This window comes from Leucobacter sp. NPDC077196 (assembly GCF_040687075.1).
Lineage (GTDB): Bacteria > Actinomycetota > Actinomycetes > Actinomycetales > Microbacteriaceae > Leucobacter.
In genome coordinates, this window is record NZ_JBFBML010000009.1 from 85,837 (window position 1) to 108,252 (window position 22,416).

25 protein-coding genes and 1 pseudogene are annotated in these 22,416 nt (G+C 61.9%); 19 read left to right on the top strand and 7 right to left on the bottom strand.

Features of this window, described 5'->3' with window-relative positions; translation table 11 throughout:
- Positions 1 to 23 precede the first annotated feature (23 nt).
- Positions 24 to 461 (bottom strand): hypothetical protein, encoded by a 438-nt coding sequence (locus AB0O71_RS10510; protein WP_363745021.1) that lies wholly within the window; start codon positions 459 to 461, stop codon positions 24 to 26.
- Positions 445 to 882 (bottom strand): translesion error-prone DNA polymerase V autoproteolytic subunit, encoded by a 438-nt coding sequence (gene umuD, locus AB0O71_RS10515; protein WP_363745023.1) that lies wholly within the window; start codon positions 880 to 882, stop codon positions 445 to 447. The genes AB0O71_RS10510 and umuD overlap by 17 nt, the downstream gene beginning before the upstream one ends.
- A 135-nt stretch (positions 883 to 1,017) precedes the next feature.
- On the opposite strand from umuD, the gene AB0O71_RS10520 reads away from it, so the two are divergent.
- Together AB0O71_RS10520 and AB0O71_RS10525 are read left to right on the top strand one after the other, a co-directional pair.
- The gene (locus AB0O71_RS10520) at positions 1,018 to 1,278 is read left to right on the top strand and encodes a hypothetical protein (protein ID WP_363745025.1); all 261 of its coding nucleotides are present in this window, start codon (positions 1,018 to 1,020) and stop codon (positions 1,276 to 1,278) included.
- 164 nt (positions 1,279 to 1,442) lie between these two features.
- Positions 1,443 to 1,814, top strand: a complete 372-nt coding sequence (locus AB0O71_RS10525; RefSeq protein WP_363745027.1) for a hypothetical protein — start codon at positions 1,443 to 1,445, stop codon at positions 1,812 to 1,814.
- Positions 1,815 to 1,924: 110 nt separating this feature from the next.
- Here the strand turns inward: AB0O71_RS10525 and AB0O71_RS10530 are convergent, their stop codons facing one another.
- Positions 1,925 to 3,010 carry a hypothetical protein gene (locus tag AB0O71_RS10530; RefSeq protein WP_363745029.1) on the bottom strand — a complete coding sequence of 362 codons (1,086 nt, stop codon included), beginning with the start codon at positions 3,008 to 3,010 and terminating at the stop codon, positions 1,925 to 1,927.
- 121 nt (positions 3,011 to 3,131) lie between these two features.
- On the opposite strand from AB0O71_RS10530, the gene AB0O71_RS10535 reads away from it, so the two are divergent.
- A complete protein-coding gene (locus AB0O71_RS10535) occupies positions 3,132 to 3,767 on the top strand; it encodes a Type 1 glutamine amidotransferase-like domain-containing protein (protein ID WP_363745032.1) in 636 nt (211 codons plus the stop codon).
- 135 nt (positions 3,768 to 3,902) lie between these two features.
- Positions 3,903 to 4,424, top strand: a complete 522-nt coding sequence (ybaK, locus tag AB0O71_RS10540; RefSeq protein WP_363745034.1) for a Cys-tRNA(Pro) deacylase — start codon at positions 3,903 to 3,905, stop codon at positions 4,422 to 4,424.
- A gap of 316 nt (positions 4,425 to 4,740) precedes the next feature.
- On the opposite strand, the gene AB0O71_RS10545 is transcribed toward ybaK, so the two are convergent.
- Positions 4,741 to 5,991, bottom strand: coding sequence for an MFS transporter (locus AB0O71_RS10545; protein WP_346057237.1), 1,251 nt, complete (start codon positions 5,989 to 5,991; stop codon positions 4,741 to 4,743).
- A gap of 644 nt (positions 5,992 to 6,635) precedes the next feature.
- Here AB0O71_RS10545 and AB0O71_RS10550 point away from each other — a divergent pair.
- From AB0O71_RS10550 to AB0O71_RS10565, 4 genes are all read left to right on the top strand, one after another.
- Positions 6,636 to 7,220, top strand: a complete 585-nt coding sequence (locus tag AB0O71_RS10550; RefSeq protein WP_363745037.1) for a DUF3105 domain-containing protein — start codon at positions 6,636 to 6,638, stop codon at positions 7,218 to 7,220.
- Positions 7,220 to 7,852: a DUF305 domain-containing protein gene (locus AB0O71_RS10555; protein WP_363745039.1), complete on the top strand. Its 633-nt coding sequence runs from the start codon at positions 7,220 to 7,222 to the stop codon at positions 7,850 to 7,852. Before AB0O71_RS10550 ends, AB0O71_RS10555 begins: the two co-directional genes overlap by 1 nt.
- A 289-nt stretch (positions 7,853 to 8,141) precedes the next feature.
- On the top strand, positions 8,142 to 8,450 hold the full coding sequence (locus AB0O71_RS10560; protein ID WP_363745041.1) for a hypothetical protein: 309 nt from the start codon (positions 8,142 to 8,144) through the stop codon (positions 8,448 to 8,450).
- A gap of 130 nt (positions 8,451 to 8,580) precedes the next feature.
- A complete protein-coding gene (locus tag AB0O71_RS10565) occupies positions 8,581 to 8,967 on the top strand; it encodes a hypothetical protein (RefSeq protein ID WP_363745042.1) in 387 nt (128 codons plus the stop codon).
- On the opposite strand, the gene AB0O71_RS10570 is transcribed toward AB0O71_RS10565, so the two are convergent.
- Positions 8,958 to 9,347 (bottom strand): heavy metal-responsive transcriptional regulator, encoded by a 390-nt coding sequence (locus tag AB0O71_RS10570; protein ID WP_363745044.1) that lies wholly within the window; start codon positions 9,345 to 9,347, stop codon positions 8,958 to 8,960. The genes AB0O71_RS10565 and AB0O71_RS10570 overlap by 10 nt on opposite strands.
- 599 nt (positions 9,348 to 9,946) lie before the next feature.
- Between AB0O71_RS10570 and AB0O71_RS10575 the strand changes: the two genes are divergently transcribed.
- The 7 genes from AB0O71_RS10575 to AB0O71_RS10605 all read left to right on the top strand — a co-directional run bounded on the left by AB0O71_RS10575 (position 9,947) and on the right by AB0O71_RS10605 (position 17,782).
- The gene (locus AB0O71_RS10575; protein ID WP_363745046.1) at positions 9,947 to 10,900 is read left to right on the top strand and encodes a cytochrome c biogenesis protein CcdA; all 954 of its coding nucleotides are present in this window, start codon (positions 9,947 to 9,949) and stop codon (positions 10,898 to 10,900) included.
- An 8-nt stretch (positions 10,901 to 10,908) separates the two neighbouring features.
- A complete protein-coding gene (locus AB0O71_RS10580) occupies positions 10,909 to 11,457 on the top strand; it encodes a TlpA disulfide reductase family protein (protein ID WP_363745048.1) in 549 nt (182 codons plus the stop codon).
- Between the two features lie 128 nt (positions 11,458 to 11,585).
- Positions 11,586 to 13,028 carry a mercury(II) reductase gene (gene merA / locus AB0O71_RS10585; protein WP_363745050.1) on the top strand — a complete coding sequence of 481 codons (1,443 nt, stop codon included), beginning with the start codon at positions 11,586 to 11,588 and terminating at the stop codon, positions 13,026 to 13,028.
- Positions 13,029 to 13,067: 39 nt separating this feature from the next.
- Positions 13,068 to 13,733, top strand: coding sequence for an organomercurial lyase MerB (merB, locus tag AB0O71_RS10590; RefSeq protein ID WP_363745052.1), 666 nt, complete (start codon positions 13,068 to 13,070; stop codon positions 13,731 to 13,733).
- A gap of 90 nt (positions 13,734 to 13,823) precedes the next feature.
- Positions 13,824 to 15,188, top strand: a complete 1,365-nt coding sequence (locus tag AB0O71_RS10595; protein ID WP_363745054.1) for an NAD(P)/FAD-dependent oxidoreductase — start codon at positions 13,824 to 13,826, stop codon at positions 15,186 to 15,188.
- 225 nt (positions 15,189 to 15,413) lie between these two features.
- Complete coding sequence (locus AB0O71_RS10600; protein WP_363745056.1) at positions 15,414 to 16,781, top strand: glucose-6-phosphate dehydrogenase; 1,368 nt, start codon at positions 15,414 to 15,416, stop codon at positions 16,779 to 16,781.
- Positions 16,782 to 17,185: 404 nt separating this feature from the next.
- On the top strand, positions 17,186 to 17,782 hold the full coding sequence (locus AB0O71_RS10605; protein WP_363745058.1) for a recombinase family protein: 597 nt from the start codon (positions 17,186 to 17,188) through the stop codon (positions 17,780 to 17,782).
- Positions 17,783 to 17,851: 69 nt separating this feature from the next.
- Here the strand turns inward: AB0O71_RS10605 and AB0O71_RS10610 are convergent, their stop codons facing one another.
- The gene (locus AB0O71_RS10610; RefSeq protein ID WP_346057238.1) at positions 17,852 to 18,286 is read right to left on the bottom strand and encodes a low molecular weight phosphatase family protein; all 435 of its coding nucleotides are present in this window, start codon (positions 18,284 to 18,286) and stop codon (positions 17,852 to 17,854) included.
- Positions 18,287 to 18,289: 3 nt separating this feature from the next.
- Entirely contained in the window at positions 18,290 to 18,676 is a 387-nt protein-coding gene (locus AB0O71_RS10615) for a metalloregulator ArsR/SmtB family transcription factor (protein WP_346057239.1), read from the bottom strand.
- A gap of 262 nt (positions 18,677 to 18,938) precedes the next feature.
- Between AB0O71_RS10615 and AB0O71_RS10620 the strand changes: the two genes are divergently transcribed.
- From AB0O71_RS10620 to AB0O71_RS10635, 4 genes and pseudogenes are all read left to right on the top strand, one after another.
- Positions 18,939 to 20,387 carry an NAD(P)-binding domain-containing protein gene (locus AB0O71_RS10620; RefSeq protein ID WP_346057240.1) on the top strand — a complete coding sequence of 483 codons (1,449 nt, stop codon included), beginning with the start codon at positions 18,939 to 18,941 and terminating at the stop codon, positions 20,385 to 20,387.
- Positions 20,388 to 20,586: 199 nt separating this feature from the next.
- Positions 20,587 to 21,564 (top strand): thioredoxin-disulfide reductase, encoded by a 978-nt coding sequence (trxB, locus tag AB0O71_RS10625; protein WP_346057241.1) that lies wholly within the window; start codon positions 20,587 to 20,589, stop codon positions 21,562 to 21,564.
- Complete coding sequence (trxA, locus tag AB0O71_RS10630) at positions 21,561 to 21,893, top strand: thioredoxin (RefSeq protein ID WP_346057242.1); 333 nt, start codon at positions 21,561 to 21,563, stop codon at positions 21,891 to 21,893. The genes trxB and trxA overlap by 4 nt, the downstream gene beginning before the upstream one ends.
- Positions 21,890 to 22,416: pseudogene (locus AB0O71_RS10635) on the top strand (arsenical-resistance protein); the annotation flags it as partial. The gene trxA and the pseudogene AB0O71_RS10635, both read left to right, overlap by 4 nt.

A 22,416-nucleotide genomic window follows, 5' to 3' on the forward strand; every position in this document is an offset into this window, starting at 1 on the left:
AGGAGACCCGCCAAAATCTTGCATTAGATGCAACAAAGTATGGGGCAGTGCATCACCGTGTCAAGTCGATACCCCGCAACCGCACCATCTCGCTTGCTAAGGTCAGGGCAGTTCGGCACCGAGAGCGGCCAATAGTCGTCGTTTGCAAGCATGAACAGTTGCATCTCTTGCAACATGCGATGGTTCATCACCCGGGCAGACAGCGAACCGTACAGCTCGTAATTGCTCGAGCGGGCGACGACGCCGGCACTTGCTGCCCAATCCTTGATCTTGAACCAGGGAGCGCCCATCTCAACCTGCAGCGCCTTCGCCTCGCGCGACATCGCCACCACGCAACCGTCGTTGTTCGAGAGCACCACGACGGGGCGGCCGTAGAGAGTTGGATCGAAGACCCGCTCGCAGCTTGCGTAGAACGATTCACAGTCCACGAGCGCGATCATTCGCTTACGCTCGGAGGACACGATGCAGGCTCCTCGTTACGACGCCCCAGATGTGCAGCTCCGACAATTCCGCGACCTTGATGTCGGGGTGCTGCCGATTCTCCGCCGAGAGGACCACACCCACCGGCGTCAAGCGAAGGCGCTTCACGGTCATCTCACCGTCGACGACAGCGACTACGACGTGCCCGTCTTCCGGTTTGATCGAGCGGTCCACGATGAGCTCGTCACCGTCGTAGATCCCGGCTTGAGTCATGCTGTTGCCGCGCGCGCGAATCAAGAACGTCGAGACCCGGTTCGGCATCAGATGTTCGTTCAGATCGATCTCGGTCGTCTCGTAATCCTGAGCGGGGGAAGGGAACCCGCAGGCGGCTTCAATGCCTGCGAGCGGAATCGGCACTGCAGGCGCGTCGGGGTCGAGAACCCGCACATCTTCCACTCGCATGTCGCCCCACAATCATCGAACATATGTTCGAGTGCCTATTATGCGTTGCGCTTCCGACAAGGCGCCAATTTACTGGCGTGTTGCGCGCCGTGCTCTTAGTTACAACCCTCGGCTCTGGTCGGTAAGATCCGATTCATGACATCCGATCACCCCCAGCCTTCGGTGGCTTCCGTGCTGCTTAACCTCGCCCATGACGACGACTACACAGTTCTTGTGCAAGCGCTCGAGGAGTATGAGGGAGTCATGCAGAACGAAGCAGACGACGAACGGGTGCGGATGCAGTTCAATGGAAACCCAGAGATTGCGAGCCAAGAGTCCCACTATCAGTCGCTCGCTGACAGGGCTCGCCTTATGCGCCTTGATATTGAGCAGCAAGTGGAAGCATGCGACCCGTGAACGGACAAAGCTGAAGGCAACGTGGAGAACCGAAATGGGCGAGGAACGGTGCTGGTTCGACGGGCGGTCGTCATTGGGTGTTCGGTGCACGGGTGCGATGGGAGTAGCCAGACGTTAGATATCGGCCCATCCTGCCAGCTGAACGGGAGCGTACGCTCTTGGGTGTGGCCTCACGAGCACCGTACGAAACGTACGAGCTGAAACGCGCGCGAACAGCATTCTGGACGTACGTGGGCATTGGTGTGGGCGTGATGACCGTCGCCTGGACTTGGATGGGGTTTGCCACCCTCGAGGAAATCACCGAGCAGGGCAAAGCCGAAGCTGCCGGGACGACTATGGCAGGTTTCGCGGCACTTATCGGTGGAGTGCCACTGGTAGTCGCACACCTGATCGGATTATCCCTACTCCTGAGGGCGGGCTGGAGGTGGTGGCGGGGAGAAGGGCTCATCTGCGGGCTCGGCGCTACCGCAGTCGTCAGCCTCATCGGCTTCGGTGTCGCACAAATCTTGTTCGGTGGGCAGGTTCTCGCGCGCTAAATGATGTCCACCGAAAGTTACGGTTGTCAGTCGCTGGAGGGAGTACTCGGCTGCCTAAGCGGGCCCCTAAGTGCTGGTTAGTCGTTACCAATCGAAAATGGGCATTTGGGTTACGCGGTGGAGTAGCGTCCAAGGCGCGAGATCGTGTCGATAAGGAAATCGGTATCAGTGGCTCTTGCCCACTTAACGATCACTACTCTCCCTACGATGGACTTTTCAACAGGTACATCAACGGGGGATACGAGTACGACGGCCCTTTCCGTGGTGAAGCGAGCATCCATCTGCTTTGCAACGCTGAGAAGTTTGTAGAAGGCGTTTTTGCTACCTGGGTCGTAGCCCTTGATACAGATCCCAACGCGCTTCTTGCTTGGGAAGATGACCTGCGCATCGACAGGGCCCCGACGAACGCGACGCATGCTCGGGCGGGACTCGCTATCGAACATCTCATAGCGCGCCGAGAGAGCACCAAGGATTTCTTCCTCATACAGCGCCGCCTCGGCGACCGCGGATTCGCTCGAACTACCGCGGGTGGCGTTCACGTAGCTACGAAGAGCAGCCACTGTCGCTGGGGTCCACTGCTGCACGTCAGTGTTTGGGGAGTCTGCTGTGCTCTCCAAATCACTTTCATCCTGAGGTGCGTCAGTAGTTTCGACGGGGCGAGACAGAGCATCTGCCACGCTCGAAAGAGCGAACCCTCGAACTGACTGGTCATCCGAAAGGTCGGAAGCTAGCTTTTGTGCTGCAGAAAAGAGAAGTCTGCGGTCTAAGGTAAGTCCATTGGGATCTGGGGTTATCGCTTGGCCTGAGATCCAATCGAAGCTCCTCCACCATGAGGTTTCTTCTGCGAGAGTCGCCTCTCGTTCGCGCGTAAACTGATTCGTTTCCTTCTGGTGCGTAAGGTCGGCTTCGGCGATTGCCTTGGTTGTTTCGATTGACTTTTGTGACACCTTGGACTGCATCCGGAGGCCACCGAAAGCGATGCAAGCTGCGACGACAGCTCCGAAGCTGGCCAAAGCAGGGCTCAGAAAAAAATCTCGGAAGTACTGTCCAGCTGCAGGCCAGTACGCCGTTGAGACCGCGGCGCCGATTCCCACGCCGCAGGCCCCCACGAACAATCCACCGGACGCGAAAACGACTTCTCGTAATGAGATTTTTGAAGGCTTAGTGACGTCAATGTCACTTTGCGGCTCTGTCACACGTTGATGTTATGCAGTAAATTACGAAGCTGTTCGTCAAGACACGGTCCTTATTGGACCGTGTCCGCCGGTCGTTTGCGGACCGTTTGAGTGTGGCCGGTCGTGAAGATAGCGTTTCAGCATGAATCTGTTGCTTTTGTCCACAAATACCGGCGCGGTTGAAACGTTCCTCGCAGCCACGATTGAGATCGCCGGCCGCCGCCGCCTCCGGATCGGATATGTGACAGACGCCCAGGCTAGCTACAGCGCTGCCCCCTTTGTGGAAGCAGAACGCGAGCGCATAGAGGCCCTCGGTCATGATGTGGCCTACATCGAAGCTCGCAGTCTCACGCCTTCACAGCTAGACGCAGTCTTGACAGAGATCGATGCAATGTACGTTGCCAGCGGCAGCACCTTTGCGCTCCTTGAAGCGTTGAGAATGACCGGTAACGATGCCGTGATAACCGACCATGTGCGAGCAGGGCTCCCTTACATCGGCAGCAGCGCCGGCTCGATCATCGCTGGCCCCGACGTAGCTCCGCTGTCTCTGATGGATGATCCCGCGGACGGCCCGCTCCTGCGCGACACGAAAGGTCTTGGCCTCATCGGCACGACCATCGTTCCTCATGCAGACGGGAAGCTGCCGCCATATCCCACCGAGTTGATCAATCGAGTTCTGCAGACGTTCAGCACGGACTACGAGCTGCAACCGCTGCGAGATGATCAAGCGCTCGTCGTCGATGACCAGGGGGAAAGAATCGTCCGCTCATCCAAATGACGAGCCTCATTTACAGCGTTCCGGCCAATAGGGGTCAGTGGGATTGCCCTGACAATCGGTCGATTGGGGCTTAGCGGTGTGAACTCATCCGCAAACGTCCGTAATTGGCCACCCTCGGAGAAGCAAGATTGGTCTATGAGAACTGCCAAGTCAGCGCGACGTGCCGGCGCCACCCCTGCGCTGCGGCTGCTGCAACAGGCAGCCATTCCTCACACTTTGCGCTCTTACGAGCACAACCCGGCTAGCGAGCTGTCATTCGGGTTGGAGGCGGCCGCCGCGTTGGGAGTGGATCCGGCACGGATCTACAAAACCCTCCTGACTGATGTCGACGGTGCATTGGTCGTGGCGATTCTGCCGGTGTTCAAGCGACTCGATCTCAAGGCGCTGGCTGCAGCGGTCGGGGGCCGACGAGCTGCGTTGGTCGAACCGGACGTGGCTGAACGGGTCACCGGTTACGTCGTCGGAGGGATCTCTCCCTTCGCTCAGCGAAAGCGCCTTCCCACGGTGCTGGACGAGTGCGCTTCGGACCACGAGACAGTGCTCGTCAGCGCCGGTCGGCGCGGCCTCGAGGTCGAAGTTGCGCCTTCCAACCTTGTCGCACTCACGGGTGCGGTTACAGCACGGATTCAATTCGGAAGAGGTATTAGAGAAGCTTGATCCCTCACCGTCGCAGCTCTCCCAGCGGCCAATTTCGTTGACGTCCCATACACTTTGCCAACCATCAGGCACGAGGAATCAAATCCCGGCAAACGAGTTGGATCCCGTTGGTCATACTTTCGCAGAGATGGTCAGTGCCGCCACGGCCAAGATGATGCCCTAGTGTGCCCGGGCCGTATGGCTATTGGCCGTATACGGTCGTTTATTAGACGGTGTCTAGGCTCCTCGATTTCGGGGCGAATTGCGTCTCGTAATCCGTGTCCCCAAACTATGCATCGCGAGCAATGTTTGCGAGACGCACCGGTTCGAGCAGGTTTCACATCGGATGGCCTTTGTGAACCATGAGGGGTTGCCGTCTGCGTTGCTCAAGTAGCATCAGTAAGACCGTCAGCAAGAACGCGATCAACGCGGCTGCCCCGACCCATATCAGTGTGTATATGTGACCGACGTGCTCGATTTGCGCGGTTCCGATGATCGGTGCTGCCGCTTGCGCGAGTAGGGATGGAAGCGCGATGCGGCCCATAATCTTGGCGTAGGCGTGTTGTCCGAAAAGCGCCAAGGGTACGGTCCCGCTCGCAATGGAACTCAACCCGATCCCGACCCCGTAGATAATTACCAGGAGGAGAGGAGTGAGGGCTCCGACCCCGAGGAGAAGAATTGCTGCCGCTGTCGCAAAGGTCGCGATGAGTAGCGTCCACAGTGGATGATGTTTGCGCCCAACGATGAGCTCGATCAACCGGGCTCCCACTTGGGACGGGCCAATGAGCGCGGCAAGAGCAACGGCAGTAGCGCCGGCAATACCGACGCCAGCCAGCAACGAGAACATGTGCATCGACATCAACGCGGCAATGGACGTTCCCAGAGTGATGACCATGGCGACCAGAACAATCAACGGCCAACGGGGTGCCCTGCTGAGGTGCTCCTCCAAATTCTGTGACGTGGGCCTATTCGGTGTTGGTGACGCGTCCGGGCGAGTAGGGATCGTGAGCGCATAGAGGGGTGCGGTGATAAGTAGGTGTGCGCCGGCGTAAACGAAAGCGGTCCAGCGCCAACCGAATTCGTTGACGAGCAGAGTGCTCAGCGGCCAGCAGACGCTGCTCGCGAATCCGCCAAAGAGGGTGACGAACGTGATGGCTGACCTTGCTGAAGCCCCATAGGTGTGGCCGAGAATCGCGAATGCCCCGTTGTACAGTCCACCGCTCATCCCCAGCCCGAGAATCACCCACGCGCCCAGATACCACCATTGGCTCTGAGCGCACCCGAGGACTACGAGACCCGCGGCCAGCAGTAGGGCGCTGAATATCAATACGGCACGTCCGTGATTGCCGGCCACGAGGGCGCCGATGCGAGGGGACGCGAGCCCTGCCACTACTAACCCCACGGAGACACCCGCTACGACTATCGACTTCGGCCAGCCAGTGTCGGTCGTGATGGGGTCAGCAAGTACTGCCAGGAGGTAGAAGGTGGACCCCCATGAGAGGATCTGCCCCACACCTAAACCCGCGATTGCCTGGCCTCGCTGCTTTGACCTCAAGCGTGTAGGTATTGCGGCCTGGGCGTCGCTCATGAATGCTGTGAATCGCAGCAGTAAATGGCGGTCTTTTTGCGGCGCTAAATGTCACCCTCGCTGACCCTCAACTGATCCTTCAATGGCGCAGAACGCGCCCTGCAGCCGGCCGACATATCAGCTGTCTTCTCCTGCCGGCTGTCTTGAAACGCTAGGAATATGCGACATCGAGGTTACGAGACACTGGTTCGGTAGGAGAATCGGTCACCGAAACGCCCGATCCCGTGCAGTTGGAGGCAGCTAAGTGAATGGTTGGTCAACAATGCAACAGGCTCTCGACCGGGAACGGGAAAGCCGTCGTCGTTCAAATGATCCGTGCTTTTACTGACGGCGGTTATCTTCTGGAGAAGGAACCTTCGCTGAGAGCCTTTTTTACTGCGGGAGGGGAATTCCGATGGCGCGCCGCGCGGGAACCTTGTTGATGGCATTTCTTCACCGACTTGACCTTCCACCCTGGGGGAAGGTCAATACTGGGCGGAACACATCAGCGACCTGGATCGGCGGTACGGCCCGTGCTGGTCCCGTCACGGAATGGAGACAGAAGATATGCGGCATTGTCCTTGCACCGTTCAAGTTGGTTTCTCGTGACGAGTGGCAAGTCATCCAAGCAGGCATGGCAAGACCGCGCTGCCCGACTGGCGTTGGTGAAGGCACAGCAGGCGCGGCAAACTACGAGACGCAGGATCGCCGCCGCTATTGGTGCCCTCATCGCAGTCGGAGTCGTGGCCGGCCTGGTCATGCTCGCCTTGGCCAACGATCCGCCACCGCAGGCCCGGGGGGACATTGAAGTTGCCGGCCTGCAGACCTTCAGCGGCCTCAGCGCGAACCATGTCAGGCAGCCGGTCAGCTATCAGCAGACTCCACCGGTTGGAGGCGACCATTCGCCGGTCTGGCTCAACTGCGGCGTCTACGGCCAGCCGGTACCCAACGAGAACGCTGTTCACGCGCTTGAACACGGGGCCATCTGGGCTACGTACGATCCGGCCAAAGTCACCGCCGCGCAGGTCAAAGCGCTGCAGGCCGCGCTTCCTGACACCTATACCGTACTCTCGCCCTTGGAAGGAACCGCGTCGCCCGTCATGCTCACGGCCTGGGGAGCGCAGGTCGGCGTTGACTCGCCAGAGGACGGGCGGATTGGATTATTTGTCTCCAAATACTGGCAGTCACCGGATTCACCAGAGCCCGGAGCCGCTTGCACAGGGGGAATCGACGCCCCCGGGCGCAAGTGATGGCGGCAAGCCCTATTTTTTGGCGCGCTACCGCTGCCGCGGCCGTGCTGGTGATGGCCTTGCTTGGCGGGTGGGCGGTTGGCCGCCTGACCGCCGGAACCGGCGTCCCGGGCGAAGGCAGCCCGGAGGCCGGGTTCGCCCGCGACATGCAGGTGCATCATCTCCAGGCCGTAGACATGAGCATGATCGTCAGGGACCGCACCGAGGACCCCGAAATAGCCCAGCTGGCCTACGATATTGCCCGTTCCCAGCAGCAGCAGTCAGGCCAGATGTACGGCTGGCTCTCGGTGTGGGGCCTGCCCCAGGCTGGGTCCGGGCCGCCGATGGCCTGGGCCGGCAGCACCCATGGCGCTCACAGCGGCAAAGGAACGAACGGCACTTCCGGCATCACACCGATGCCGGGAATGGCCTCGCCGCAGGATCTGGCCAGACTCCGTCAGGCTGATGGCACAGATGCGGAAAGGCTCTACCTTGAGCTGATGATTGTGCATCATGGTGCAGGCGTCGACATGGCAGAAGCAATCCTTGTACGCACCGATGATCACGCCGTGACCTATTTGGCCCGCTCGATTGCCACCGCCCAGCAGTCCGAGATCGAGTACATGGAAGAACTCCTTGCCGCCCGCCGATAGGGCAGCGGGCGGCTTAGCGCCCCCAGGATCCGTCCTTTAGCCCGCAGGGCCACCACTCGTCCCCCGCAGAGGTTTATCACTGACGAGTCCCCCACTTCCGACAGCCGGACTTGCATGGGGCCGGCCGGCGGTCCGGGTCATCGCGGCTTCCGGGGATAAATCTTTTGAGGATAGTCCTTACCGGTGTTGACCTTCCACTGTGGGGGAAGGTCAATACTGGGTATGAGAGCTTGACAATTATCGCCAGCTCCGGCCCTGCCACGATGCCGGAGCATTGAGAGGAACAAGCGTGTCAACTACTTCCAAGGAGCAGGGCAACCGGACAGCGCTGGCTGTCGGCGGTTTTTTCCTGCTTCATGTGCTGTGCTGCGGGCTGCCGCTGCTGATCGCGGCCGGCGCCCTGGGCGCGGCGGGTTCGATCCTGGCTAATCCGTGGGTTATCGCCGTCGCCGTGTTGATGGCCGCGGGCGTCCTGGTCTGGGCGCTCCAGCGCCGCCGGAAAGGCGCTTCAGTTGACACGAAGGACTGCTGCGCCCCCGCTGCCCGGTCAGATCAAGATCCCGTCCCGGGCAGGGTCACCCAGCGCACCGGCGGATGACGGCTGCCCTGCCGCAGCTTCAGCAGTAACCCTGTTCGTATCGTTAACGTCCGTCCCGTCTCCCCAGCCGGGGCTGGGGAGGGCCCATCGTCGGCGTCCGGATTCACCGCCTGACATGCCAGGGGGACGGGTGCCGCTGCCGGGATCGAAGCCGACGGTGCTCTTTTTCTTCGCCATTGAGTGCGGTGCCTGCGTGCCCGGAACGCAGGTACTCGCCGAGGTCCAGCGAAGCTCTCTGCGGCCCGCGTATGCCGCCGTGGATATTGCACCTAACGAAACGGTCGATGAAATCAGGGAATTCCTGGCTGGCGACGGAGCAGCCCTGGGCTTTGCCTCTGATAGCGATACACGGCTGATCAGTGCCTATCGGATAAGCCAGGTAAGCACGGCTATGGGACTGAACGCCGTCGGCACGGAGGCCTTCCGGGCCGTGGAGCCAGGCGCTGCGGAGCTGCAGACGGCACTGGCTGTCGCGAGGCGGGCTAAGCGGTCACGCATGAAGACGGGTCAGACGTAACTGCAGATCTGTTCCGCGTCGCAACACTCCGGGTCGGCTGCTTCAGCAGTTGCATAGTGTTCGGCCACGGTCGCCCGTAGCGCGGTGAGTTCCGCGATTTGCCGGTCCAGATCCACCAGCTGTTTCCCTAGGACGTCCCGTACGTGGCTACATGGCGTTACGCCGTTATCGCGGACCCGCAGAATGCCTTGGATTTGCGCCAGTGTCAGCCCCGCAATCTGGCTGCGGCGGATAAATTCAAGACGGCTTAGGGTGTCTTGTGCATAGTCTCGATAGCCGTTGGCCGAGCGTTCAGGCGGGGGAAGCAGCCCCCGGTCCTCATAAAACCTGATTGTCTTCGTTGTCATACCGACAGCGGCCGCTGCTTCACCGATTCGCATGTCAGGTCCTTATCTCGTTCCGAAAGCGCCCATAATCCTTCCATTGTACTGGAAGGTTCCGCAGAGGCGGTGGCGCCCAGACGGGTTCCGCACCCGGTTTGACCTTCCCCTGTGGTGGAAGGTGGAGGATGGGTTGAGACGGAATACTGGCCGTCCGGTTTCGTCCGGCCTCCTGCCGGGGCCCAGGACAAGAGCCGGACATAGGAAGGGATGATCATGTCAATTGGGGTGAAGGGGCGGGAGCGCCCTGGCCTGGTGCTTGCGGCAGGCGCTTTACTGTCCTCCGTCGGTGTTGTGATGGTGGCGCTCGTGTGCTGCGGGGTACCCGTTCTGGCAGGTGCCGCCGGTGTTTTCGCTGCAGCAGGCGCAATGGTCGGAAACCTCTGGTTCATTGCCGCCGCAGCCCTTACCGCTGGGGTTCTGCTCCTGCTGGCGCTGCGCCGCGCCAGCAGGGGGGCGGATTGTTGCGCCCGTTCCCGTCCGGGGGCCAGCCCGTCCGCGGGAGGTGCCGCTCCAACAAGCCATTCATCGCTGGAGCGGGCGCGCTCCGGGCTCTCCCTGCCCACTGCGCCTGTCGCTGAGGATGCGGGGTCGGAGGCATGACGGCGGTTTTGGGGCTGGCGTTTCTGACCGGGATGCTTGCCACGGTGAATCCTTGCGGGTTTGCAATGCTGCCAACCTATCTGGCGTACTTCATTGGTTCCGGCCCCGGTGCGGGACGGAAGCGGCCGTTGCTTGCAGGCCTTCGGGCCGGGGTTGCCCTTAGCGCCGGCTTCGCCACTGTCTTTGTTGCGGCCGGCCTGCTCGCCGCTGTGGGTCTGCGGTCGATGGCGGCGGCGCTGCCCTGGGCGGCGGCGCTGATCGGAGTCGTCATTGTGGCCGCCGGCCTTGGCATGGTGTTCGGATGGCAGCTGCCCGGGACGAGGTTGAACCTGCCCCGGTTTCTGAAGACGGACGGGACCGGTTCGGGCCTCGGGGCGGTCTTTGGCTACGGGGTGGCGTACGCGGTGGCGGCGCTCTCCTGCAGCCTGGCCCTGCTGCTGGCTGTCGTCGCCCAAGCCGTATCTACGGGAAGCCTGGCCGGGCTGCTGGCGGTGTTCGCCGCTTACGCCCTGGGTTCCTCGGTGGTACTGGTCCTTCTGTCCCTCGGGGCAGCGGTCGCTCGTGACGCACTGGCACGCCACGTCCGAAAGCTCCTGCCGTTTGTTAACCGTCTCGGCGGAGCCGCGCTCGTCCTCGCCGGGATCTACCTGCTGCTCTACTGGGTGCCGGCCCTGTACGGCGGGCAGGCCGGGGGGATCATGAGCGGGGCAGTCACCGAAGCCAGCGCAGCGCTGTCCGGTGTCATCTCGGGGAACTGGCCGTTCATCACCCTCGCCGCGGCGGCCGCCGCCCTCGCCGCCCTTGCCCTGTCCCTGCGGCGCCGCAGCAAAAGCAGGACACGAGACAGCAGCAGGGCCGCGGACGGGACTGACATCAGCGACAGCCCCGAATCTTGCTGCAGCCCGGCACCCCTTCTCCCCGACACGGCGCCAGAGCGCAACAACCAGTAAGGAAAACCATGACAACGACCAGAAACCACGGGCGAATCTTCACCATCACTGTCGTCCTAGCCGCCGCGGCGCTCATCCTGATCCTTTCCCTCACAGCATTGAACCGCGGGAGCGAAATCACTCCTGCCGCCGGGCCAGCGGGCGGAAACGCTGGGGACGGTATCGAGATCACGTCTACGGACGGCAAGGCCCTCACCGTTCCCTCCACCCGCCCGACAGTGCTGTATTTCATGGCGAGCTGGTGCTACACCTGCGTTCCGCAGGCAGAAGCGATGGAGGAACTGGAACAGGAATACGCCGGCAAGGCAGATTTCGTCGCCGTGGACGTCACGCCGGAAAACACAAAGACCCAGGTGGACCAGTTCCGTGAACTGGCCGGCAACCCCGGATACCCCTTCGTCGTCGACCGGACCGGGGCGCTCACCCAAAAGTACGCGGTCATGTCCCTGGACAGCACCGTCGTCGTCGCACCTGACGGCGAAGTCCTGGGCCGGGCCGACTCCCGGCCCATGACGGCCGATGCACTGAAGACATTTCTGGACACAGCGCTTTCGTAACAGCGGAAAATAGCCAGCTATTCGCTTCCCGCTCTTGACCTTCCAGTGCAGGGGAAGGTGCAGACTGGGGACAGCACGCACCGAATGAACGCCCTTGGGCTGTTCATCCAAGACTTGATGGAGGATTCATGCCTGAGGCAGCACCGGATTTTGATTTGGCCGTGCTCGGTTCCGGCGGCGGCGCCTTCGCCGCCGCCATCCGGGCCACCAATCTGGGCAAGCGGGTCGTGATGATCGAACGCTCCACGGTGGGCGGGACCTGTGTGAACACCGGCTGTGTTCCCTCCAAGGCCCTGCTGGCCGCCGCCGAAGCCCGGCATGTCGCGTTGGACGCATCCGGAAGGTTCCCCGGGATCAGCACTTCGGCTGCCCCGGTGGACATGGGCGCGCTGATCGACGGTAAACGTTCCCTGGTTGAGGGCATGCGCTCGGATAAATACGTGGATCTGGCCGCCGAGTACGGGTGGGACCTGCGCCAGGGTACCGCGGTGTTCGCCGGCACCCCGGAGGAACCGGTCCTCGAGATCAACGGACCTGACGGCGGCCGCGACTCCCTGACTGCTGCCCATTATCTGGTCGCGACCGGTTCGGCCCCGTGGGCACCACCGGTGCCGGGACTGGACGAGGTTGACTACCTGACCTCGACCACCGCCATGGAACTGGGCGAGGTGCCCGAGTCCCTGATCGTCTTCGGCGGCGGATACGTCGCCTTGGAGCAGGCCCAGCTTTTCGCCCGCCTCGGTTCAAAAGTGACCGTGCTGGTCCGCTCCCGGCTTGCCTCGCACGAGGAACCGGAAGCATCCCGCGCGTTGATGGGCGTCTTCGCCGACGAGGGCATCCGCGTGGTCCGCCGCGCAACCGTGACATCGGTCCGCACAGATCCCGCCGGAGCAGAAGTGACTGTTGCCGCCACGGTGGCCGGAGGCCAGGAAGAATACCGTGCCGCGAAGCTGCTGGTGGCCACCGGACGCCGCGCCGTCACTGACGGGTTGAATCTGGACGCCGTTGGCGTTAAAACCGGCGATACCGGCCAGATCCTGGTGGAGAACACCCTCGCCAGCTCCAATCCCAGGATCTGGGCCGCAGGGGATGTGACCGGGCACCGGGAATTCGTCTACGTCGCCTCCGCCCACGGGACCCTGATGGTGGAGAACGCCTTCAACAACGCCGGCCGCCGTGTCGACTACCGGCACCTGCCCCGGGTGACGTTCACCAGCCCGGCACTGGCCGCGGTCGGCATGACCGACAAGGAAGCGAACGAGGCGGGCATCCGGTGTGAATGCCGGGTCCTGCCCCTGGAATACGTTCCCAGGGCACTGGTGAACCGGGACACCCGCGGTTTCATCAAAATCGTCGCCGAGAACAGCACCGGCCGCATCGTCGGGATCACCGCGGTCGGCAAGGAAGCTGGGGACCTGGCGGCCGCCGGGGTGTACATCCTGGAAGCTGGCATGACTGTGGAGCAGGTCGCGAACCTCTGGTCCCCGTACCTGACCATGGCCGAAGGAATCAAGATCGCAGCGCAGTCCTTCACCACCGACGTTTCCAAACTCTCCTGCTGCGCCTCCTGATCGCACCAGGCCCCGATCCCCATCTGGAAGGAAACAACGATGACGAACAACGTCAGCCAGGTCACCGACCGCCTCGCCTCCGCCGAAACCGGCATGCAGCCCTGGCTGTGGCTGCCGCTGCTGAAACTCCTGGCACTGGGCGACCCGGTAGACGCAGCGGACCTCGCCGCCGCCACCGGCCGCCCTGTTGAGGACGTTCGGGCCGCCCTTGCGGCAATGACCGACGCCGAGTACGACGGATCAGGCCGGATCGTCGGCATGGGCTTGACGCAGCGCCCGACCCGGCACCGCTTCGAAGTGGACGGCGAGCAGCTCTACACCTGGTGCGCACTGGACACCCTGATCTTCCCTACCCTTCTGGGCACCTCCGCACGGATCGATTCCGCCTACGACTCCGCCAGCACTCCCGTGCGCCTGCGTGCCGGCATCTCCGGCGTCACCGATGTTGAACCGGCCACCGCGGTGGTGTCGCTGATCAATCCGGACGACATCAGTTCTGTGCGCACCTCTTTCTGCAACCAGGTCCATTTCTTCGCCTCACCCGAAGAAGCCGAGCCCTGGCTCAAGGACCATCCCGGGGGCACCGTGATCCCCGTGAAGGACGCGTACCGGCTCGCATCTGACATGGCCGAAAAAATGCTCGCCGAAAGCGAAGCGCAAATCACCCGAAAACCAGAGAACCGGGTGCACAGCTGCAGCTGCTGACAAGGCGCACCCCCGGGCGCCAAAGTATGTGCCGAACAGACGCTTGACGAGAAGAACCCGAAAGATCAAGCCAATCTGAAGGAGATCAGCGTGAACGAACATTTCGATGTTGCCGTACTTGGCATGGGGCCCGGCGGGGAGGTCGCCGCAGACCGCCTGCTCAAAGCTGGGAAGAAAGTCGTCATCTTCGAGCGGGAACTGATCGGCGGGGAGTGCGCTTACTGGGCCTGCATCCCGTCCAAAACCGTCCTGCGGCCGCCTGAGGCATGCATGGAGGTACAAAAAGCCGCCGGCGTCAGCGGAGCCGAACTGGACTGGGAAGAATCGGCTAAATACCGGGACTACATGATCCGGAACCTGGACGACGAAGCCCAGGTGGACGGCTATGCGAAGCAGGGGGCCGAAGTGGTCAAGGAAGAGGCACGGCTGACCGGGCCGGGCCGGATCCGTTCCGGAGGCCGGGACATCACCGCCGAGCACATCATTATCGCCACCGGGGCCGACGCGGTGATACCTCCCCTGGAAGGCATCGAACAGATCACGGCATGGACCAACCGGGAGACCTACACCGCCTCGACCCTGCCCGGGCGGGCGGTGATCATCGGCGGCAGCGCGGTCGGGGTTGAAACCGCGACGTTTCTGGCACGCTTCGGTGTCAAAGTCACCTTGGTCCACCGCGGACAGCGGCTGATCGACCGGGAAGATCCTCGCGTCGGGGAACTGGCCCACACCTACCTTCAGGAAACCGGCGTCAGCGTCTGCCTCGGCGCAACCGCTGCCCACGCCAGGCGTCAGGGCGCAGACAGCATCATCAGACTCGAGAAAGCAGACGGCGAAGATGGCGGCGAAGTCGCCGCCGACGTCGTGATCTTCGGCACTGGTCGAAAGCCGCGCACCAAGGGGCTGGGCTTTGAACATTCCGGAATCAGTCTGGGGGATCGCGGCGAAGTGCTGGTCGATGAGCACTGCCGCGCCGCGGAGAACACCTGGGCCATCGGCGACGTCACAGGCATCATGCCGTTCACCCACGTGGCCAAATACCAGGGAAGAATCGCCGCCGACGCCATTCTCGGCCAGCCCCGCGCCGCCACCTATGACGGCATACCGCGCGTCGTGTTCGCCGACCCCGAAATCGCTGCCGCCGGGCTGACCGCCCGCCAGGCACAACAACGCGGACACCGGGTTGCCTCGGCCGAGCTGGACCTTGCCCACGCCATCGCCCGGCCCTGGACCTACGAGAAAGATCCGCGCGGACACTTAGGCCTGCTGGCCGATGCGGACCGGAAAACCCTCATCGGCGCCTGGGCAGTCGGGCCGATGGCCGGTGAATGGATCCATCAGGCTTCACTGGCCATCCGGGCCCAGATACCCGTCGACACCCTCCTGGACCAGGTCGCACAATTCCCCACCTACCACGAGGCCTACCACGCTGCCCTGGAAAAACTGGACCTCTGACTTCCCTTCCGTACCTGCGGTGGACGCCGCAGGTACGGGCGGGTACACATCGAAGGGAAGGGAATATTGTGGGCAACAGGATCGAAGACGCAGCCGGCAGCCTGCCGGGCGGGCACCGGTTCGGGGACGCCAGGGACTGGGAATGCTGCTGGGTGCATCAGCCGCCGGTTACGCCGCCGGCCCGGGCTCCCGGCGGCGGCGTTAACACTGCCGGGGGCCTTTCCGGTGACCGGCGAGAGTGTTTTTCCTGATATCGGGGCTTTGGCCCCGATCGGTGACGGTCTCTCAGCTGCCCTGGTGGGACCTGACGGCGCGATTGAGTTTTTCTGTCCGCTGCGTTTTGATGCCCCTGCGCTCGTGTTTCCGCTGCTTGACCGCCGGCGTGGAGGCCGGCTGCGGATTGGTCCCCTCAGCGCCGGGGACGAACCATTATCCTGCGGCCGCCACTACCATCCGGCCAGCGCTGTCCTGAACCTGGAATGGGCCGGGCCGGGACAAAGGGCACGGCTGCAAATGGCCATGATGTGGCCCCCGCCGGAATCAGGCCAGGAAATCCTGTGGCTGCTCGAAGGGCTGGAAGGTTCCGTGCCAGTGGAGGCCGCCATGGACCTCCGCCCGGGGTTCGGCAGTGACCTGCAGGGCGCCATGGAATTGAACGCCATGCTGCCGGCACTGGTACCGGAGGAACAAGTGTTCCGGGTCGATCATTTCCTGGGCAAATCAACCGTGCTTAACATGCTGGGTCTGCGTTTCACCAACCGCCTTTTTGAGCCGGTATGGAACAGGGACCATATAGCGGAAGTGAACATTGTCTATGACGAAGGACTTGGACTGGAAGGGCGGGCAGGATATTACGACCGGGCCGGAGCGATGGTCGACATGGTCCAAAGCCACCTGCTGCAGATCATGTCCCTGGTCACGATGGACCCACCGACGAGCGTCGGCGCAGCGGACCTGCGCGCCGCGAAATCCGAGGCCCTCAGGGCCGTACGACTGTGGGGAGATGATCCGGTATGGGCAAGCAGACGTGCCCGCTACACGGCAGGAACAGTGAACGGCCGGCAGCTACCGTCCTATGTGGACGAAGAAGGCGTCGACCCAGACCGCAAAACAGAGACGCTGGCCGAAGTCACCGTTGAAGCGAATAACTGGCGGTGGGCCGGCGTGCCCTTTACGCTCAGGTCCGGCAAAGCGCTCGGGCAGCCCCGCCAGGAAATAACGATCACTTTCCGTTCCGTGCCGCGGATGCCAGACGGATTACATGGAGCCGAAGAACCAACCGTGCTGCGAATAGGGCTTGGACCGGACCGAATGAGCCTGGAGATGAACATCAACGGTCCCGGCGACCCATTCACCATCGACCGGATCGGGCTCACCACGGATTTCTGCAGAGGGCGGCTAAACCCGTACGGCGAAGTTCTCCAAAGCATCCTTGACCGTGACCCGACACTGTCGGTCAGGGCAGAGGCCGCAGAACATGCTTGGAGCATTGTTGATCAGGTCCGCGATGCATGGTCCGCTGAGCGGGTGCCCCTGGAGGAATACCGGGCAGGATCTTCCGGGCCGGAGTGGCAGGGAAACAGCGAACGGTAGCCGCGGGACAATCATGATCGACCAACCCCCGTGAATGCCGGGGCCTAAGCTGCTGCGATTCAGAATGTCCCGAAAGAGGGCGGTCCATATAAAGTCCCGCAAGAGGGTCGATGGAAGGACGCGCCCCTCGAATCCTCAGCCAGGCAAGGGCCGCTGATGTTGGGGTGCCTATGCCCAGCCCATATATCGTCCCGTGAAGGTCCCTCAATTGGAGCACAAGGGTCTCACAACCCTTGGGATAAGAGACGTCTCACCCCTCTTGCGTCCTCGACGGCTGAATTGCCAGAAATTTCGTTGAATCGTGCGAGTTCGTCCGCGGCCGGCGATTCTCGTAACTATGTCTCAGAACCTTCTGGTTGAATCGGCGTATCAACCATTAGTTATGAGACACATCGGAGCAGTCCATGGCGAAACTGATCGGCTACGCACGTGTTTCGACCCGGCAGCAGTCCACCGACCGGCAGCAGGCCGACCTTCTGGCCGCCGGCGTCAGACGTGATGACCTCTACGTTGACCGTGGAGTGTCTGGAGCGCGAGCTTCACGACCCCAGTTTGATCGGGCACTCGACGCGCTGATCGATGGCGATACCCTCGTCATCACGACATTGGACCGGCTCGGGCGATCCACACAGAACATGCTTGCCTTCGCGGACGAACTCCGCAGCCGAGGCGCGGGTCTGCGCGTGCTGAACCTCGGCGGTGGCGACGTCGACACAGCGACACCCATGGGGTCGATGTTGTTCACCGTTATGGCCGCCCTCGCGCAAATGGAACACGAGATTAAACGCGAACGTGTCACAGATTCCATCCTCAAACGCAGAGAAGCCGGAAAGGACCTTGGCGGCCGACCTCGCAGGGTCACCGACAGTCAGATTCAAAACGCAATCCGCCTGGTCGAAGGCGGCGAGCCCGCTGCGCAGGTGGCCCGCGATCTTGGAATGTCCCGGGCAACGTTCTATAGACGATCGCGAGCACTCATGGACCAGCGGGGTGCCATTTAGTGCTGATAAAACCGCGCCATTTACCGCTGCGATTCACATGAATGCATCCGGGATGAGTGTCCGAAGCGGTTACTGCGTTGAGAGTAGGCGGGCCTTGAGCTTTTGGACGCGTGCGTGGATGTCGTCGCGGATCAGTGTCATGCGTTCGCGGCCCTCAATACCTCGCAGTGAGGGCTCGTCGGTTTCCCATATCTCGATCTCCACACCGTCGACAGCTGGGACCTGAGCTTCTGTGCCGAGAACAATAACGAGGCCTGCGGCGCGCATGTTCTCCTCGGTCAACGGCTTCGGCACTTCTACGCTGATGTCGATGCCCATCTCGAGAAGCACTTCAGCGGAGCGAGCATTGATCGCTGCCGCTGGTTTGGTACCCGCGGACGTGACCGTGATCTTGTCGCCCGCTTCGTGCTTCATGAGTCCCGCCGCCATCTGTGATTTGCCGCCGTTTTTCGCACACACGAATAGGACGGCCGGCTGTGGTGCTTCCTGGGGGAGAACGGTCATTGATCAGCCTTTCGAAACGAGGGTCGCAGCGAGAGAATCCAAAGCGCCAGGGACGAGTGAGTAGTAGGCCCACACACCGCGCTTTTCGCGATTAAGAAGTCCGGCCTCGACCAGGATTTTCAGGTGGTGGGAAACTGTCGGTTGCCCCAGCTTGAGCGGCTCAGACAAGTCACAGACGCACGTTTCTGCCTCGGGGCTCGAAGAAACGATGGAGAGGATGCGCAACCGGTTCGGATCCGCGAGCGCTTTGAATCGAACAGCAAGCATCTCCGCCTCCTCAGCCGGAAGAGCTTCCTCTCCTCGCGGGGGCACACAGCACGGAGCGCTGGGCAGAACGCCCGCGGCGGCAAGGTCCTCCGTACGTGTGTTCGCAGCAACCAGTGTGGACATCGCTCATCCTCGCGTTCTGTGAGCACAGCCTTAAGAGATTGACAAGTGTCGATATATTCAACCATACTCGACACATCGATGTCCGTCGATGTTTGGCGTGAAGGAAACGTGCGCAGGGGCAACTACTGCATCCACCGGCCCGATCACGGTCGCGCTGTCCGCGCTCGACCGTTTTCTGCAGCCTTGAATTCGGGTGCGCGCAACGACGATCGTCGAAATCCTCCCCCGAAAAATAGCCTCTCGAATCGCAGGAGAAAAGACCATGAGCGAAACGCATCCCGTCATTGTCATTGGTGCCGGACCTATCGGGCTGGCTGCGGCGGCACATCTCCTCGAGCGAGACCAAGACGTGCGCGTCTTGGAGGCAGGAGCAACGGTAGGAGCCGCAATGGCCCAGTGGGGGCACATAAAATTGTTCTCCACGTGGCGCTACAACATCGACGCAGCGGCTCGCAGGCTTCTGGAAGCCAATTCGGATGGGTATTCAGGCGGTTGGGAAACGCCCCGAGAAACGCGTCTCCCCACTGGTGCTGACATGATCAGCGACTATCTGGAACCACTTGCCGCCCATCCAGCACTGGCACCACGGATCAGTTTCGGGCACCGCGTCGTCGGGGTCACTCGGGTAGCCCCCGACGGTGCGGGTGTCGACAAGACGCGCTCTGCAGGGCGTGACCAGACGCTCTTTCTTGTCCGCACGGAAACCGCGGCAGGCACGAAGGATCTTTTCGCCCGCGCAGTCATCGACGCATCGGGTACGTGGAGCGGGCCGAATCCGGTGGGCCGCTCGGGGATCGAGGCGATCGGTGAAGTCCGGGCTCGTGAGGCAGGGTTCATCACGTCACCGCTGCCTGATCCGTTGGGGAGTGAGCTTGAGCGTTTCGCTGGGAAAACTGTTCTCGTGTTGGGCGCCGGACACTCCGCTGCGAACACGTTGATCAGTCTCGGAAAGCTCCGCCAACAGCATCCAGGCACGACCGTGTTGTGGGGACTCCGCGGAACCGCGAACCCAATCCGCCTCTACGGAGGAGGGGCAGCCGATGAACTTCCCGCGCGTGGACAACTCGGCACCAGCCTGCGCCGCTTCGTTGAAAACGGCGACATCACGATCCTCGAAAACGTCGCCGTCACATCCTTGGAAGCAGACACCCGCCTCACGGTGGAACTCGCTTACGGGGACAGCCTCACTGTCGATCTGGTGGTGCCAGCTACGGGATTCCGGCCCGACCTGTCCTTCCTTTCAGAGCTTCGCTTAGACATGGACCACATCGTCGAGGCGCCTAAGGAGCTCGGCCCACTCATCGACCCGGAGTTTCACAGTTGCGGCACCGTCACAGCCCATGGTGAACGAGTCCTGGCCCATCCCGACCCGAACTTCTACATCGTGGGAATGAAGAGCTACGGCCGCGCACCGACATTCCTCATGGCCACCGGCTACGAGCAGGTCCGATCCATCGCGGCCGCACTCGCCGGAGACCGCGCAGCCGCAGACCTCGTACGGCTAGAGCTCCCCGAAACCGGGGTGTGTTCCACCGACCTCGGCGGATCATGCGACTTGCCTACGACTGACGATTCTGCGCCCGACTGCGCCACCTCAGTGACAGAAACACCCGCCGCTTCATGCTGTGGCGCACCCGAACCCGTGACCATCGGATTCGCGACAGGCACACTGCACGGCCACAACGATCTATTCGCCCACCAGAAGAGTTAGCGGAGTACGCCAGAAGCCTCTCACCGGTCGGGGCTCGTGAGGGAGCAGCAGTGAAGGACGCGCGTCTACCTCACATTCCCATGGTGCATAGCGGTCTCTACGCCGCACGCACAGTTGCAATCGGCGCGTTCGCACGGGCAGCACACAGAGTTCATCTTGGACGGTGGCGATCTGTATTGAGTTCTGTCAATATAGAAACATGTCTAATCAAGAAGTTGATGTGTTGATCGTGGGGTCTGGCCCGGCTGGCTATACCGCAGCGGTGTACGCCGCTCGCGCGGGACTCGCACCCGTGGTTCTCGCCGGATCCATTAGCGCCGGGGGAGCTCTGATGACCACGACCGAAGTTGAGAATTTCCCCGGGTTTGTTGAAGGTATTCAGGGGCCGGACCTCATGGAATCGATGCGCGCCCAGGCCGAACGATTCGGTGCCCGCATCATTGTCGATGACGCGGTCAGTCTCGGCCTCACCGGTTCACTCAAGACGGCAGTGACCGGTGGGGGAGACACGTATCAGGCCCGTGCCGTCATTCTCGCTATGGGGTCGGCGTACCGGAAGTTGCATCTTCCTGACGAGGAGCGGCTTACGGGCCACGGGGTGTCGTGGTGTGCTACGTGCGATGGGTTCTTCTTCCGAGATCAGGAGATCGTGGTTGTTGGTGGAGGTGACTCAGCGATGGAAGAAGCACTTTTTCTTACTCGCTTCGCGTCGAAGGTCACTGTTGTGCACCGGCGCAGCGAGTTCCGCGCATCCAAGATCATGGCGCAGCGAGTCCTCGACCATCCCAAAATTGATGTCGCCTGGAACAGCGAGATCGCGGAGCTCATCGGGGAGAAATTGGTGCGAGCGGTCTCTCTGCGCGACAGGCAAACTGGTGAACTGCGAACAATCGACGTCACCGGCGTATTCGTCGCAATCGGCCACGACCCGCGTTCGGAGCTCGTAATGGGCACTATTGATACGGACGCCGATGGGTACGTGCAGGTTGCACACCCATCAACCCGCACCAACATTGCAGGGGTGTTCGCTGCAGGCGACCTGGTCGACCATACCTATCGTCAAGCCATCACCGCTGCTGGAACGGGTTGCGCTGCCGCCCAGGACGCCCAACACTTCCTCAGCGCTCTCGATCACATTGCGGAGACCCATCCGCTGTCCCAGGAGGTTTTCGCGTGACTCTCGCAGCCACCATTACCGTCACCGATGCCACGTTCGACGCTGAAGTGCTGTGCGCAAAGGTTCCTGTTGTTGTCGATATTTGGGCAGCATGGTGCGGGCCGTGCAAGCAGATCGCGCCAATTCTCGACCAGCTCGCCACGGACTACGCAGGTCGCATCAAGATCGTGAAGATTGACGCCGACCAAAACCCCGAAGCCGTCACCGCTATTGGTGTGACGTCGATCCCAACGCTCGGCTTCTACAAGGACGGCGCCCGCAGGGACATGCTCATCGGCGCTCACCCGAAGCCTGTCATCGTCGAAAAAATGGAGGCGCTTCTCGCATGAGCGCCCTAACGACCCCCACCGCACCATCTGCGACACGCAAGCTGTCAACGCTCGACCGTTGGCTACCGCTCTGGATCGGGCTAGCCATGGTCGCCGGCCTCCTACTGGGACGGTTCATCCCTGGCGTCTCCACGGTGCTCGCGCACCTCGAAGTTGGTGGGATCTCGGTCCCCATCGCTTTGGGGCTGCTGATCATGATGTACCCCGTTCTCGCGAAAGTGCGCTACGACAAGGTCGCAGCCGTCGCCGGGGACAGAAAACTCCTAATCTCTTCGCTCGCACTGAACTGGGTCATCGGACCAGCCCTGATGTTCGCTCTGGCATGGATGTTTCTTCCCGATCTCCCCGAATACCGTACCGGGCTGATTATCGTGGGTCTCGCCCGCTGCATCGCGATGGTCGTTATCTGGAATGATCTCGCCTGCGGTGACCGTGAAGCTGCCGCGGTCCTCGTAGCGATCAACTCAATCTTCCAAGTTGTCGCGTTCTCCCTCTTGGGATGGTTCTACCTCACCATCCTCCC

Bases quoted from the DNA above. Each gene is read 5' to 3' on its own strand.
- AB0O71_RS10535 (WP_363745032.1), top strand. From the start codon at position 3,132: ATGAATCTGTTGCTTTTGTCCACAAATACCGGCGCGGTTGAAACGTTC.
- AB0O71_RS10555 (WP_363745039.1), top strand. From the start codon at position 7,220: ATGGCGGCAAGCCCTATTTTTTGGCGCGCTACCGCTGCCGCGGCCGTG.
- AB0O71_RS10520 (WP_363745025.1), top strand. From the start codon at position 1,018: ATGACATCCGATCACCCCCAGCCTTCGGTGGCTTCCGTGCTGCTTAAC.
- AB0O71_RS10580 (WP_363745048.1), top strand. From the start codon at position 10,909: ATGACAACGACCAGAAACCACGGGCGAATCTTCACCATCACTGTCGTC.
- AB0O71_RS10575 (WP_363745046.1), top strand. From the start codon at position 9,947: ATGACGGCGGTTTTGGGGCTGGCGTTTCTGACCGGGATGCTTGCCACG.
- AB0O71_RS10545 (WP_346057237.1), bottom strand. From the start codon at position 5,991: ATGAGCGACGCCCAGGCCGCAATACCTACACGCTTGAGGTCAAAGCAG.
- AB0O71_RS10620 (WP_346057240.1), top strand. From the start codon at position 18,939: ATGAGCGAAACGCATCCCGTCATTGTCATTGGTGCCGGACCTATCGGG.
- trxB (WP_346057241.1), top strand. From the start codon at position 20,587: ATGTCTAATCAAGAAGTTGATGTGTTGATCGTGGGGTCTGGCCCGGCT.
- umuD (WP_363745023.1), bottom strand. From the start codon at position 882: ATGCGAGTGGAAGATGTGCGGGTTCTCGACCCCGACGCGCCTGCAGTG.
- AB0O71_RS10605 (WP_363745058.1), top strand. From the start codon at position 17,186: ATGGCGAAACTGATCGGCTACGCACGTGTTTCGACCCGGCAGCAGTCC.
- AB0O71_RS10570 (WP_363745044.1), bottom strand. From the start codon at position 9,347: ATGCGAATCGGTGAAGCAGCGGCCGCTGTCGGTATGACAACGAAGACA.
- AB0O71_RS10610 (WP_346057238.1), bottom strand. From the start codon at position 18,286: ATGACCGTTCTCCCCCAGGAAGCACCACAGCCGGCCGTCCTATTCGTG.
- merA (WP_363745050.1), top strand. From the start codon at position 11,586: ATGCCTGAGGCAGCACCGGATTTTGATTTGGCCGTGCTCGGTTCCGGC.
- ybaK (WP_363745034.1), top strand. From the start codon at position 3,903: ATGAGAACTGCCAAGTCAGCGCGACGTGCCGGCGCCACCCCTGCGCTG.
- merB (WP_363745052.1), top strand. From the start codon at position 13,068: ATGACGAACAACGTCAGCCAGGTCACCGACCGCCTCGCCTCCGCCGAA.
- AB0O71_RS10615 (WP_346057239.1), bottom strand. From the start codon at position 18,676: ATGTCCACACTGGTTGCTGCGAACACACGTACGGAGGACCTTGCCGCC.